10 protein-coding genes are annotated in these 14,004 nt (G+C 66.0%); 3 read left to right on the forward strand and 7 right to left on the reverse strand.

What is annotated here, in order from left to right; genetic code table 11:
* Positions 1–24: 24 nt before the first annotated feature.
* Positions 25–1,236 carry an MFS transporter gene (locus AABB87_RS14765; protein WP_341971942.1) on the forward strand — a complete coding sequence of 404 codons (1,212 nt, stop codon included), beginning with the start codon at positions 25–27 and terminating at the stop codon, positions 1,234–1,236.
* Here AABB87_RS14765 and AABB87_RS14770 read toward each other — a convergent pair.
* On the reverse strand, positions 1,220–1,741 hold the full coding sequence (locus AABB87_RS14770; RefSeq protein ID WP_341971943.1) for a hypothetical protein: 522 nt from the start codon (positions 1,739–1,741) through the stop codon (positions 1,220–1,222). The two genes, AABB87_RS14765 and AABB87_RS14770, sit on opposite strands and share 17 nt — an antisense overlap.
* Before the next feature lie 114 nt (positions 1,742–1,855).
* Positions 1,856–3,340 (reverse strand): cytochrome P450, encoded by a 1,485-nt coding sequence (locus tag AABB87_RS14775; RefSeq protein ID WP_341971944.1) that lies wholly within the window; start codon positions 3,338–3,340, stop codon positions 1,856–1,858.
* A gap of 40 nt (positions 3,341–3,380) precedes the next feature.
* On the opposite strand from AABB87_RS14775, the gene AABB87_RS14780 reads away from it, so the two are divergent.
* On the forward strand, positions 3,381–4,373 hold the full coding sequence (locus AABB87_RS14780; RefSeq protein WP_341971945.1) for a helix-turn-helix domain-containing protein: 993 nt from the start codon (positions 3,381–3,383) through the stop codon (positions 4,371–4,373).
* Positions 4,374–4,387: 14 nt separating this feature from the next.
* Here the strand turns inward: AABB87_RS14780 and yidD are convergent, their stop codons facing one another.
* From yidD to AABB87_RS14795, 3 genes are all read right to left on the reverse strand, one after another.
* On the reverse strand, positions 4,388–4,888 hold the full coding sequence (gene yidD / locus AABB87_RS14785) for a membrane protein insertion efficiency factor YidD (RefSeq protein WP_341971946.1): 501 nt from the start codon (positions 4,886–4,888) through the stop codon (positions 4,388–4,390).
* 93 nt (positions 4,889–4,981) lie between these two features.
* The gene (locus tag AABB87_RS14790) at positions 4,982–7,804 is read right to left on the reverse strand and encodes a M16 family metallopeptidase (protein WP_341971948.1); all 2,823 of its coding nucleotides are present in this window, start codon (positions 7,802–7,804) and stop codon (positions 4,982–4,984) included.
* Positions 7,805–7,982: 178 nt separating this feature from the next.
* Positions 7,983–9,356, reverse strand: coding sequence for a WS/DGAT domain-containing protein (locus AABB87_RS14795; RefSeq protein WP_341971949.1), 1,374 nt, complete (start codon positions 9,354–9,356; stop codon positions 7,983–7,985).
* Between the two features lie 263 nt (positions 9,357–9,619).
* Here AABB87_RS14795 and AABB87_RS14800 point away from each other — a divergent pair, with 263 nt between their 5' ends.
* Complete coding sequence (locus AABB87_RS14800) at positions 9,620–11,518, forward strand: amidohydrolase (RefSeq protein ID WP_341971950.1); 1,899 nt, start codon at positions 9,620–9,622, stop codon at positions 11,516–11,518.
* Positions 11,519–11,570: 52 nt separating this feature from the next.
* Here AABB87_RS14800 and AABB87_RS14805 read toward each other — a convergent pair whose 3' ends face one another.
* Positions 11,571–12,572, reverse strand: a complete 1,002-nt coding sequence (locus AABB87_RS14805; RefSeq protein ID WP_341971951.1) for a Bug family tripartite tricarboxylate transporter substrate binding protein — start codon at positions 12,570–12,572, stop codon at positions 11,571–11,573.
* A gap of 313 nt (positions 12,573–12,885) precedes the next feature.
* Positions 12,886–13,884 (reverse strand): tripartite tricarboxylate transporter substrate-binding protein, encoded by a 999-nt coding sequence (locus AABB87_RS14810; protein ID WP_341971952.1) that lies wholly within the window; start codon positions 13,882–13,884, stop codon positions 12,886–12,888.
* Between the last annotated feature and the right edge of the window lie 120 nt (positions 13,885–14,004).

Raw genomic sequence — 14,004 nt, forward strand, 5'->3', positions numbered from 1 at the left:
CATCCAGCGCGCAGCACCGGCCTCATGAAACCACTGGACGCCCAACAACTGCGCCGCATCCCCGCCAGCATCTGGGTGCTGGGCTTTGTCAGCTTGCTGATGGACGTTTCCTCCGAAATGATCCACAGCTTGCTGCCGCTGTTCATGGTGAGCGGCCTGGGCGCCAGCGCCCTGACTGTGGGCCTGATCGAAGGCATGGCCGAGGCCACGGCCTTGATCGTCAAAGTGTTCTCCGGTGTCTTGAGTGATTACCTGGGTCGCCGCAAAGGCCTGGCGCTGCTGGGCTATGGCCTGGGCGCGCTCAGCAAGCCGCTGTTCGCGCTGGCGCCGGGCATGGGCTTGGTGGTGACGGCAAGGCTGATCGACCGGGTCGGCAAAGGCATTCGCGGCGCGCCGCGCGATGCGCTGGTGGCCGACCTGACGCCGCCGCAAATCCGCGGTGCCGCCTTTGGCCTGCGGCAGGCACTCGACACGGTGGGCGCTTTTCTCGGCCCGCTGCTGGCGGTGGGCTTGATGCTGATGTGGGCGAATGACTTCCGCGCCGTGTTCTGGCTGGCGGTGATCCCTGGCGCCCTGGCCGTGCTGCTCTTGCTGTTCGGTGTTCAAGAGCCGCCGCGCAGCAGCACGGCGCCGCGGGTCAACCCGATCAAGCCCGCCAATCTGCGCCGCCTGAGTGCCGACTATTGGTGGGTGGTGGGCATTGCCGCGCTGTTCACCCTGGCGCGCTTCAGCGAGGCTTTTCTGGTGCTGCAAGCGCAGCGCACGGGCGTGCCCATGGCCTGGGTGCCGCTGGTGATGGTGGCGATGAATCTTGTCTACGCCCTGGCCGCCTACCCCTTTGGCAAGTTGTCAGATCATTTGGGCGAGTCCAAGCTCGGCTTGCTGGCGGGCGGCCTGGTGCTGCTGATCGCGGCGGATCTGGTGCTGGCCCGCGCCGAGCATTGGCCCATGCTGCTGTGCGGTGTGGCCCTGTGGGGCGTGCATATGGCCATGACCCAGGGCTTGCTGGCCACCTTGGTGGCCGACACGGCCCCGCCCGATCTGCGCGGCACCGCCTATGGCTTTTTCAATCTGCTCAGCGGCCTGGCCATGTTGCTGGCCAGCGCGGCGGCCGGCTGGCTGTGGGACGCGCATGGCGCCCCCAGCACCTTCTACGCCGGCGCGGGCTTTTGTGTGCTGGCGCTGCTGGTCTTGCTGGCCTACGCCAGGCGCACGCGGATTAGCGCAAGCGTTTGACGCGGGCGGTCTCGTTGCTGCCCTCGAGTTCCAGCATGAAGCTGCCCATGGCCGCTTTGCGGATCTCGACCTTGGGGTTCTTGAGGTAGACCACGGCGCGGCTGCCATCAATCACCTGCCAGGCCTGGCCGTTGCTCAGATAAATGATCTGGTTCGGGCCCCAGCCCTCGAAGAGGCCGTCGATCTGGCCGCTGATGACATTGGGTTCGTTCTTGGGTCTGTTCGTCAGGCCGAAGGTGTCGGCGACCGGGGCGGCGGCTGTGGCTGTGCTTGATGTCGCTGCTGCTGCGGCCGTGCCCACAGCCAACGGCACAGTGCTGGCTGCTGGCGCTTGGGGCTGCTTGGCCGTCTGATCGGCCAGGGCGTCGTAGCAGCTCAGCCGGGCTTTGGCCTCAGTCAGGGCGCGGCAGCTTTGCAGGCCGGCGCTGGGCAGCTCAGCCGCTTGAACCAAGCCGGCCATCAGGCCGGCGGCAGCGAGGAGGGCGATGGCTGCGGGGGCGGTCATGGGCTTGCGGCTAGGCGTGTGCATCGGGAGGCTCTGGGCTGATGGCGATGCCGCAAGCATATCGCCCTGCTTGGCCTGCCCCGCCCCGGGCTTTCCTGCCCGAGGCGGCGCCCGTCAATCAGCCCGAGCATCCAAGCGCCGATGCAAGCGCAGATGCAAGGGTTCATGCGGCCGCAAAGTGATGTTGAGCGTCGGCCGTGGCGGCTCGGCGCCGGGCACGGGTGAGAAGCGGAAGCGTTGCAGCAGCAGGGCCGCGATCAGGGTGATTTCGGTCATGGCGAAATGCTGGCCCAGGCAGACGCGTGGGCCGGCACCAAAGGGCAGGTAGGCGCCGCGCGGGATGGCGTGGGCCGCATCCGCCGCAAAGCGCTCGGGCATGAAGGCATCGGGCTGGGGAAACCAGCGCGGGTCGCGGTGCATCACGCCGGGCGTGAGCCGGATCATGCTGCCCTTGGGCAAGTGCCAGGGGCCGATGTCCAGGGCCTGCGTGCAGCGCCGTGTCAGCAGCGCCGGGGCGGGCGGGAACAGGCGCAGCGCTTCCTTGATGGTTTGCCCCAGATAGGGCAGGGCGGCCACATCGGCAAAGGCCGGGGCGCGTTGCTCAGGGCCCAGCAAAGCCTGAACTTCGGCGCTGGCCTGCGCGGCCGCCGCCGGGTGGCTGGCCATGCACCAGGCCCACCAGGTGAGCGCCACGGCGCTGGTTTCATGGCCTGCTAAGAAGGTGGTCATGCACTCGTCGCGCAGCTCTTTGTCGCTGAGGGCCTGGCCTTGTTCGTCACGCAAATCCAGCAGCATGCTCAGCAAATCTTGCGGCCCGGTGTGGCCCTCGGCCAGCAAGCGGCGGCGGGCAGCGATCTGGCCCTCCACCAGCTCATTCAACACCCGCAGGGCTTGCCGCTTGGCGCGCTTCCAGGGCGCCCACAGCGGCGCGCTGACGGGGTAGAACATCTCGCGGAAGCCCTCTTGGCTGAGCACGCGCAGGGCGGACTCGGCGGCGCGGGCCAGTGGCGTGGCGCTGCAGCTGAAGGTGGTGCGCAGAATCACGTCCATGGTCAGCTCGGTCATGGCGTGTTCAAAGTTCAACACCACGGGCGTATCGCCATGCGCTTGCGGCCACTTGGCGAGAGCCGCCTCACCGGCCTGCACGATGAGCGGCGCCAGCGCCGTCACCCGTTTGGGCGCAAAGCCCGGCTGCAGCATCTGGCGCTTGCGCTGCCAGGCGGGGCCTTCGGCAATCAGCACGCTGTGGCCATGGGCGGCAGCCATCACCTCGGTGCCGCGCTCCCAGCGGATCAGGCCTGCATGCGCGGCCACCAATAATTCGCGCACCGCATCGGGGTGGAAGAAGCTGTAGTCGCGGAACTGCGCCAGCCGCATATAGACCACATCGCCATGCTGGCGCTGCACACCCTGCAAAAAGCCAAGGTAGTCGCGCCCCATGGCGCGCAGCTGCGGCAGGCCGAACCAGCGGCAGGCCGGGCCAGGGGGCAGGGCGGGCCGAGTGGGGCTAGTGGACGGTTCGGGCACGGTCTTGACGGTGTTGTTCATGGCCGCCATCTTGCCCACCCGCAGCGCCCCTGTCTTGAACGAAAACGACATCGGCGCAGTGGCTGGATGCGCCCCTACACTGGACGCCACCATGCATGCCGAGCCTGCCGATTCATACGCCGATTCATACGCTGATCCCAGCGCGGAAGCTTGCCTTGAGCTTGATGATCCGCGTGAGCACACAGCGGTCAGCTTGGGTGAGCCGGGCCTGCATCCGCTGACACGCGCCAGCCTGATCCCGCCGCGGCTGAGCCTGGGCTCTTGCGTGCGTGGCTATATGACGCGCGATTTGCGCGCTGCCGCCGACTTGAGCTCCGCGCAGCGCAGCACCTGGTTTCCGGTCTCGCCGGTTTGCACCATCACCTGGTTTTTGCAAGGGCAGTGCGCCGAGGTGCTGTGTGAGCCGGGCGATGAGCTGGCGCAGCAAGAGCGCGGCCTGCGCTTCTTGCCCGAGCTGCCGTTTTTGGCTGGCCCGCACAGCCGGCCCACCAAGTTCCGCACCTTCGGCCCCGGCCACAGCTTTGTCGTGGTGCTGATGCCGGATGCCTTCAAGGTGCTGACCGGCCTGGACCTGCTGCAATGCCAGGACGCTGTCTTGCCCCTGCACGCGCATCTGGGCGCCGATTGGCAAGCCATGTCCGCCGCCGTGCAAGCCGCTGCGGATGACGCCAGCCGGGTGCGCGTGTTTGAGGATTTTTTGCAGCCGCGCTGGCAGCAATGCCGTGCCGAGGGCGGCCACGATATGCCGCGCTATCGCGATTGGATGGAGGCCTTGGCGGTGCGCGCCATCGCCGCCGGCAAGGGCCGCAGCATGCGCCAGGTGGAGCGCCGCATCAAGGCCTGGAGTGGCCAGTCCCTGCGCCAGCTGCAATCGGTGAGTCGCGCAGAGCAAAGCTTTTTTCGCGTGCGCGAAGCGCTGGAGCGCGGCCAGGTGGTGTGGACCGATCTGGCCTATGAATCGGGCTATGCCGACCAAGCCCATCTCTGCCGCGAAACCCGCCGCGTCACCGGTTTCAGCCCCGAGCTTTTGCGCCAGCGCATCGAGACGCATGAGGCCTTCTGGGCTTATCGGATCTGGAGCTAGCTCAGCGCGAAGCCTTAGGGTGCGGGCTTGTCTTGATTTGGCTTGCGCTCGCTCTGCTTGGGCGGCAAATGCCTGCGCCTTTCCGCCCAGCGCTCACGCGCGCGCTCCGCCTTGGTCTGCCGCCGGCTCGGCCAATCACAGCCGCTGCAGCCGTTGCAGCAGTCACACCAGGACAAGGCATCACACAGGCCCGAGAACATGCGGCTGCTGGGGATGTCGCAAGAAGGGCAGTCCCCCGGCAGGTCGCAGCCTGCATCGCAAAGCCCGCGCTGGCCGGCTTGGGCCAGGCGAGGTGAGGGTGCGCAGCCGTAGCGGCGGTGCGCAATGCCGCAGCGCTGCAGGCGTTCGCGCAGCAGACCCAGGCCCTGCCAGCAGCCATGGCGGCGTATCACCCGATAGCCCAGGGCGGAGCAACTGGCGCGGCCGCAGTGCACGCGGTAGGCGCAGCTGAAGCCTTTGTACGGGGACAGCCAGCGCTGATAGGCGCGGATCAGACCCAAGGCAAGAAGTCGCATGAGATTTTTTTGGGGGAATGAAAACGGCCCGAGACGCAGCCCCTGGCGGGGCCACGGCGCGGGCCGTGGGTCAGCTTAAACGCAGGCTGAGGGTCAGGGCTTGCCTGCTTCCTTGCCGTCTGTGGCGGCTGCCTTCTTCGCGGCGGCCGCAAAGTCGCCGGCATAGATGTGCAGGAACTTGGCCGGGTCAATCGCCTTGCGCAGCGCGGCGTTGACTTGGTCCAGCGTGGCCTTGCTGATCTGATCTTCGCGCTGCTGCGCGAAGCTCATCGTGCGGCCGGTGTGCAGCTGGCTGACCAGGCTGCCGGCCAGGCTGGCGTCTTGGGCGCGGCCGATTTTGGATTGCTCCAGCAGGGCTTGCTTGGCGTCGGCCAGTTCGGCGGCGCTGATGCCGTCCTTGATCAGCGCAGCCAGCTCTTCGCTGACGGCGGCTTGCACGCGAGCCAGATTTTGCGGGGCGTAGATGGCATACATGATTGCGCCGCCGACGGGCTCAAAGCTGCCGGCGCTGAGCTGGCTGCCCGCACCGTAGCTGATGCCTTCCTTCTGGCGCAGACGGTCCATCAAGCGCGACTTGACGCCGCCACCCAGCACCTTGTTGGCCAGGGCCAGCGGCACATAGTCCGGCGCGTCGTCCTTCAGCGCGAGTGGCAGGGCGGCGACATAGAAGGCATTGGCCTTGTCGGGGGCTTCGAGCTGAGTCGCGCCGGGCTTGGCGGCGCTGGGCTCGCTGACCAGGCGGGCAAACTTGCTCTTGCTCTTCCAGTCGCCGAACAAGGCCTTGAGTTGGGCTTGCGCCTCGGCATTGTCGAAGTCGCCAACCAGGGCCAGCTTGGCGTTGTCGGCGCCGTAGAAGTTGCTCCAGAAGCGCTTCACATCTTCGAGCTTCAGGGCCTTGAGCTGGGCCGCGCTGTCGTCAAAGCTCATGAAGCCGCGCACATCGCCCTTGGCGTAGGGGTTGCGGGCCTTGTCCAGGGCTTGTGAGGCCATGGCTTGGGGCTCGCTGCGCTGGGCGTCGATCTGGGCCAGGTTCTCTTTCACCGACTGCTCAAACTCGCTGGCCGGGAAGGTGGGCGCACGCAAGATTTCGCGCAGCAAGTCCAGCACAGCGGGCAGGTTTTTGCGGGTGGTGTCGAACTGCACATTGACGGTCTGGCCGCTGCCGCTGATCTGCAAGCGCGCCTTCAGCTCGTCGAGCTTGGCGGCGATGTCGGCGCGGCTGAGCTTGCCAGCGCCGCGGTTCAGCAGCTCGACGGTCATGGCGGAAGTGGTGGCCTGGTTCATCAGGCTCTTGGCGTCGCCAAAGTCCAGGCGCAGGGAGCCGCTGACGGTTTCGCCGCGTGTCTTCTTGGCGGTCAGGGCCAGCTTCATGCCATTGGGCAGGGCGCTGCGCAGGGTGCGCTGTTCGATATTGGCGGGGCTGGTGTCGAAGTTCTCGCCCTCGGCCACGGCGGCACGGCCTTGGTAGCCGGTCACCAGCTTGGCCACGTCCACGGCGGCCGGCATCACGGCGCGGTCGGGCGCCTTGGTGGGCACGAACTGGCCGTAGGTGCGGTTGCTTTCCTTGAAGTAGTTCTCGGCCACGCGCTGCAGGTCGGCCACGGTCAGGGCCTCGATGCGGTCACGCTGCAGGAAGAACAAACGCCAGTCGCCCGAGGCGATCGACTCCGACAGCTGCACGCCCAGGCGCTGCGGGTCGTTCATGGTCTTCTCGATCTCGCTTAGCAAGCTGGCCTTGGCGCGCTTGAGTTCGAGTTCGGTGATGGGCTTGCTCTTGATTTGCTCCAGGCCGGCGATCAGGGCGCTGCGGGCCTCGGCCAGCTTCTGGGTCTTGCCCAGCTCGGCCATGAAGATGATGTAGCCGGGCTCCGCCAGCTCAAAGTTCCAGGGCGCGATGGAGACGGCCTTCTTGCCCTCCACCAAGCTCTTGTGCAGGCGACCGTTGGGCGAGTTGGCCAGCACCTCGGCCAAGGCGGCCATGGCGGCGGAATCGGCGTGGCTGGCGGCAGCGCTGCGATACAGCACAGCGGCCAGCTGGGTGTCGCCATTGCGGCTCAGAGTCACTTCGCGGGCGCCGTTTTGCACCGGGTCTTGGGTGTAGGTGGGCGCCAGCACGCGGGTGGGCTTGGGCAGCGCACCGAAGACGCGCTCAATCTGCGCCAGGGTCTTGGCCGGGTCGAACTTGCCCGAGACCAGCAGCACCGCGTTGTCGGGCTGGTAGTACTGGCGGTAGAAGGCTTGCAGGTTTTCGATCTTGACGTTCTCGACGTCGGTGCGGGCGCCGATGGTGCTCTTGCCGTAGTTATGCCAATCGAAGGCGGCTGCGGCCATGGCCTGCCACAGCGAGCGCTGCGGGCTGTTCTCGCCCATCTCCATCTCGTTGCGCACCACCGAGAACTCGGTGTCCAGATCCTTGCGCGCCACATAGCTGTTCACCATGCGGTCGGCTTCCATCTCCAGCGCCCAGATCAGGCTGTCTTCATTGGCGGGGAAGGTTTCGAAGTAGTTGGTGCGGTCGTAAAACGTGGTGCCGTTGAACTGCATGCCGCGCTTGCCCAGCTCTTGCATGATGTTGCCGCGCGTGGGCGTGCCCTTGAACACCATGTGCTCCAGCAAATGCGCCATGCCGGTTTCGCCGTAGTTCTCATGCCGGCTGCCGACCAGATAGGTGATGTTCACCGTGGTGGTGGGCTTGGAGGCGTCGGGCGCCAGCAGCACGCGCAGGCCGTTGGGCAGGCGGTATTCGGTGATGCCCTCGACCACGGCGGTTTGTTGCGCCTTGGCAGTGGCGCCCGCTGTGGCTGCAGCCGGTGCGGCAGCTGGGGCAGGGCTTTGGGCAAAGGCGTCAGCGGCCGGATACAGGCTCAGGCTGCCCAGGGCAGCGGCGATCAGAAAAGCGGTGGTACGCAAACGCATCGAATGGCTCCGAGGATGTGGGTGTCAGGTCTTGCCTGCCTGCGGGGTAGGCTGGCGGGCAAGCGGCCCAGTATAGGCAGGCCCAAGGAGGCCTTTTTGCTGGCGCCAGGCACTCTTCACCTCGGGGCGGCTGCAGGCCGCCCGCCATGAACAAAGCGTTAACTTTTGCGCGCTTGGGCTAGCTCAGCTGCGCGTCCGCCCCGGCCAGGGCTTGGGCCGGCAGGGGCGCGGGGCTGGTGGCCGGCGCAGCCTGCTCGCGGGTGGCGAGTTCCAGCCGCGTGAAAGCCTCGCCCACCAGCGCCATCAGGCGCGGTGCGTCGGCCACCTGGGCATGGTCGGCAAAGAGGCTGACCTGAATCTGGCCGGCATAAGACATCAAGGCAAAGCCCACGCCCATGGTGCCGGCCTGCGGCACCCAACACGCCATGCGGCTCAAGCGCGCACCGGCCAGATAGCGCAGCTGCGTCGGGCCTTCCACATTGGTCAGCACCACTGAGCCCTTGCTGGTGAAGATCTTCAGCAGCAGGTTCTGCAGCAGGCGCGGCAAAAAGCCGGTGAGCGTGAGGAAGAACATGGTGGCATGCGGCTGATGCGAGGCCTTGATGGCGCGCATATGGCGGCTGGTCTGGCGCAGTTGCTCGCTGGCGTCGGCCTCGCAGGTGGGCAGGTCCACGGCCACCAGGCCGAAGTGGTTGCCCAGCAAGAAGGCATCGCCCTTATTGCGCAAATTGAAAGTCACGGCGCCACGCACCGCACGCTCATCAACCCGCTCGCCTTGCTCTTGCAGGTATTGCCGCAGCGCACCTGCCACCGCCGCCACCCAGACATCGTTGATGGTGGCATTCATGCGCTTGGCCACGCTGCGCAGCATGGCCAGGTCCAGCGGGGGCAGCAGCAGCAAGGATTTCTCGCGGCTCAACGGCGCCTTCAGGCGGGTGCGCAGATCGGGGCGCAGCAGGGTCAGGCGCGCCAGTTGCGCGCTGATCCGGCTCCAGAACAGCAGGCGCTGCGCCTTCTTGCAAATCGGGTTGACCACCGCTCGGCAATGCTGGGGGTGGCCTTCGAGGGCGGGCGCAAAGCCGTGGTCATGGCTGTCGTCGGTGAGGTGCTTGAGCACATGCATCAGGCCTTCACCATCGGTGATGCAGTGGTGCAGGCGGAACACGATGGCATAGCCGCTGCCGCGATGCTGCACCACCTGCATATGCCACAGCGGCCGCTCATGCGGCAGGGCGTGCAAGGCTTGGGCGGCGAAGTGCTGTTGCAGTTCGGCGTCGTTGAATTCCTGATCAAGCCGGGTGAGCTCCACATGGCGGCGGATGTCGAACGCTGGGTCGCGCACCCAGCAAGGGGCGCCATTGCGCTTGGCCACGATCTGGGTGAAGCGCGGGTAGTTGGGCAGGCGGTGCTCGATGTTGGCGCGCAGCTCCTCGAAGTCGAGCCGGCCCTCGAAAACGAGCACGCTATTGATCACCATCAGGTTCTTGCCCGCGTCCATGCGGAACCAGGAATAGTCGCGGCGCGTCATGGGGGCGAATTCGAAGGGGTTCATGGTGGGCCCACGTTTTGTGACTGCTTCAGAGGCGTTTGGATGGCGTCGCCATGATGCGCAGGTGTGCCGCCTTAGCGCTGACTTTGCGAGCCAAGTTCTTGGTTTTGGGTACCCTCCATTCGATCGGGCGGGTCAACCCCAGCTTCTGCCCCGGCCCCGGCCGAGGGAGGCGTTAGACGCCCGAAACGGGGACGCGCAGCGCATGCGGGACTGGCTGCGCCTTGCCCTAATATGGCAGCTCAGCAATCCAAAAGGGGACGGTCGTGCGATTTGAAAATCATCGTTGGGCGGCCGCTGCCCTGGCGGGTTTGGCACTCAGCGTGCTCGGCGCCGGTGCAGCCCGCGCCTGTGAAGACTGTGTGGACGATGACCCGGCCGACGCGATCTATTTCGGCGGCCCCATCGTCACCGTCAACGATGCCCAGCCGAGCGCGCAGGCTGTGGCCATTCGCGCCGGCCGCATCATCGGCGTTGGCAACAAGGCCCAGCTCACGCATGAGTTCAAGGGCGCCAAGACCCGCTTGGTCGACCTCAAGGGCAAGACCATGCTGCCCGGCTTCATCGATGCCCATGGCCATATGAGCAGCGTGGGCCTGCAGGCCGTGGCCGCCAATGCCTTGCCGCCACCGGATGGCCGTAATAGCTCAATCCCGGCGCTGCAGAAAACTTTGAAGGACTGGGCTGCCGCCTCGCCGCTGCCGGGCAAGTACGGTCTGATCGTCGGCTTCGGCTATGACGATTCCCAGCTCAAAGAGCAGCGCCATCCAACTCGCCAGGAGCTGGACGCCGTTTCCACCACGCTGCCGGTGATCGTGATTCACCAGTCCGGCCATCTCAGCGCCTACAACAGCCGGGCGCTTGAGTTGGCTGGCCTGACGGCGGCATCCAAAGATCCGCAAGGCGGCAAGATCCGCCGCGAAGCCGGCTCGCAAGAGCCCAATGGCGTGTTGGAGGAAACCGCCCACTTCGCGGCCCTCTATCAATTCCTGGCCAAGCTGGGGGCGGGCGAGAGCATGGCCTTGCTCGAGGCCGGCCAGCAGCTCTATATGAGTTTTGGCCACACCACGGCGCAAGACGGCCGCACCGACCCCGGCACCCTGAGCCTCTTGCCCAAGGCGGCCGAGTCCGGCAAGCTCAAGATCGATGTGGTGGCTTACCCGGACTTGGCGGTCTCGGCCGAGGACCCGCTGCTGCGCAGCCCCTGGCAGGGCCGCAAATACCGCGATCACTTCCGCATCGGCGGCGTCAAGCTCAACTTCGACGGCTCGCCGCAAGGCAAGACCGCCTGGCTGAGCAAGCCTTATTACAAAGTCCCGGAAGGCGAACCCGCCAGCTACGCCGGTTACGCCACCTTCAAGGATGAAGAGGCCAACGCCCTGGTCACCAAGGCCTTCAAGAATGGCTGGCAGGTGCTGGCGCACACCAATGGCGACGCGGCGATTGCGCAGTATCTGAATGCCATCAAGGTCGCGACCGAGGCCGTGCCCGGTGGCGTGGACCGCCGCCCGGTGATGATCCATGGCCAGACGCTGCGCGCCGATCAAATGGACTTGCTGCAGGCCCAGGGCGTGTTCCCTTCGCTCTTCCCCATGCACACTTTTTACTGGGGCGACTGGCACCGTGATTCGGTGCTGGGCCCCGAGCGTGCCGCCAATATCTCGCCCACCGGTTGGATGATGGCGCGCGGGATCAAGTTCAGCTCCCACCACGATGCGCCGGTGGCTTTGCCGGACACCTTGCGGGTGCTCTCGGCCACGGTGAATCGCACCACCCGCACGGGCAAAGTGTTAGGCCCTGAGCACCGCGTCGAGCCCATCGTCGGCATCAAGGCCATGACTTTGTGGGCGGCGTATCAGCACTTTGAGGAAGCGGAAAAGGGCAGCATCGAGGTCGGCAAGCTGGCCGACTTTGTGCTGCTGGACAAGAACCCTTTGACCTACCCGCGCCTGAAGATCGCGAGCATCAAGGTCATGGAGACGATCAAGGAAGGGCAGACGGTTTATCTGCGCGCCGGCGCGGCCAAGTCCAATGCGGTCAAGGGTCAGTCCGCGCAAGTCCAGGGCTGCGCCGAGTCAGCGGATTGCTTCCGCCTAGCCAGCCGGGCCTTGGGGGAGGCCGGGATGATTACTCTGCATGGAGCCGCTGAAGGCCACAGGCATTGATGGCTTGACGAGCAAAAAAAGGGGGGCCTTGCGGGCCCCCTTTGTCTTGCGCTTAGCCCAGCTTCAGCAGGTGCAGCACCACGCGTGCGGTGGTCTGCTCGGTCTCCACCAATTCGGCGAAAGGCGCGCCGCTGGTGTAGGCATTGCTCCAGCGGTTCTTCTTCAGCTCGGCTACCCAGGCCGGGCTGGCGTTCAAGGCTGCGCTCAGGCGGATGTGCTTTTGAATTTGGGCCGGGTCCAGGCCGGGCGGGGCGAACAGGCCGCGCCAGTTGGAAATATCGGTGGCCACGCCCTGGCTGCGCAGGGAGCGGATGCCGTCGCTGTCGGCGCGGCTGGAAATGGCCAGGGCGCGCACCGCGCCGCTGTCCAGGGCTTGCTTGGCTTCCGAGAAACCGGTGATGCCCACATCCAGCTCACCTTTGCCCATGGCCGTCAGCAACTCACCGCCGCCGGCAAAGGGCTGGTAGCTCAGGTTGGCCGGCGGAACCTCCAGGGCGCGACCCATCATGCCCATCAGCATATGGTCGACGCCGCCAGCGCTACCGCCGCCGAAACGGATGCTCGCGGGCGCCGTCTTGAGCTTGGCGTTCAGATCGGCCTGGCTGCGCAGGGGTGAGTTTTTGGGCACGATCACCACCAGCGAGCTGGCTGTCAGGCGGGCGATGGGTGTCACCCGGCGCATGTCCACCGTAGCGCGGTTCAGGGCGATGGCGCCCAGCATCACCATGCCGCCCACCATCAAGGTACCCGGCTGGCCGGCGTACTTTTCGACGAAATAGGCCAGACCGGGCACGCCGCCCTTGCCGGGTTTGTATTCAAACTCGACCTGCTCCACCAGCTTGCTGGCCTGCAAGGACGAGGCCATGGCGCGTGCGGTCTGATCCCAGCCGCTGCCTTGGGCAGCGGGCACCAGCAGGCGCAGCGGACCATAGGCTTCAGCGGGCTTGGTGGCTGCCGCAGTCGCCATTGACTTGGCTTGTGCCAGGGCCATGCCCGGCAAGGCCGAAGCCGCAGCAGCGCCGGCGCCAGCCAGCAATATGGTTCTTCTTTGCATCTCGATACCCAGGTTTCGCTCACAAGAAATGGCAGTCTTGCGTGGGGCCAAGGCTGCTGAAGCGCGGGATTCTGGCAGGCGCTTCGCCTAAGCAGAGCCACAGAAGACGCCGTTTTGCCAATTCCTTGGCTGAATTGAGCGCCGCCTGGGCGGCGTGGTCAAGCCGAGCGCCACCAAGCGCCATGTCTTGTCGGGCCTGGGGCTTGGGGTCATCAAGGCCGTGGCGACGCATCTGCAACGGGCGGCAAGAGCCCACATGCATGGATGGCTGGACGAAAAAAAGGGGCCCTTGCCGGCCCCTTTTGTCTTGCGCTTAGCCCAGCTTCAGCAGGTGCAGCACCACGCGTGCCGTGGTCTGCTCGGTCTCCACCAATTCGGCGAAGGGTGCGCCGCTGGTGTAGGCATTGCTCCAGCGGTTCTTCTTCAGCTCAGCCACCCAGGCCGGGCTGGCATTCAAGGCCGCGCTCAGGCGGATGTGCTTTTGAATCTGCGCCGGGTCCAGGCCGGGTGGCGCGAACAGGCCGCGCCAGTTGGCCATATCGGTGGCCACGCCCTGGCTGCGCAGGGAGCGGATGCCATCGCTGTCGGCACGGCTGGAAATGGCCAGGGCGCGCACGGCGCCGCTGTCCAGGGCTTGCTTGGCTTCCGAGAAGCCGCTGATGCCCACATCCAGCTCGCCCTTGCTCAAGGCCGCCACCAACTCGCCACCGCCGGCAAAAGCTTGGTAGTGCAGGCTAGCGGGTGGCACTTCGAGCGCGCGACCCATCATGCCCATCAACATATGGTCGACACCGCCGGCGCTGCCGCCGCCGAAGCGAATCGAGGCCGGCGCGGCTTTGAGCTTCTCATTCAACTCGCCCTGGCTGCGCAGGGGCGAGTTCTTGGGCACCAGCACCACCAGCGAATCGGCCGTCAGGCGGGCGATGGGTGTGACCCGGCGCATGTCCACGGTGGCGCGGTTCAGGGCAATCGCACCCAGCATCACCATGCCGCCCACCATCAAGGTATTGGGTTGGCCGGCGTACTTTTCGACGAAATAGGCCAGGCCGGGCACGCCGCCCTTGCCGGGCTTGTACTCAAACTCGACCTGCTCCACCAGCTTGCTGGCCTGCAAGGCCGCGGCCATGGCGCGAGCTGTCTGGTCCCAGCCGCCGCCTTGGGCCGAGGGCACCAGCAAGCGCAGCGGACCATAGGCTTCGGCGGGTTTGGCGGCTGCCGTGGCGTTTGACTTGGCTTGCGCCAGAGCCATGCCCGGCACGGCCGAGGCCGCTGCGGCGCCGGCGCCTGCCAGCAAGATGGTTCTTCTTTGCATCTGGAAACCTGATTCGATCACAACAATAAATGGCAGCCGCGCATGCTGCGGGTCTGCTGAAGCGCGGGATTCTGGCAGTCGTGCTGCCTAGTCAAAACTACAAAATACGCAGTTTTGCCA

The sequence above is a fragment of the Roseateles sp. PN1 genome (assembly GCF_038419725.1).
Lineage (GTDB): Bacteria > Pseudomonadota > Gammaproteobacteria > Burkholderiales > Burkholderiaceae_C > Paucibacter_A.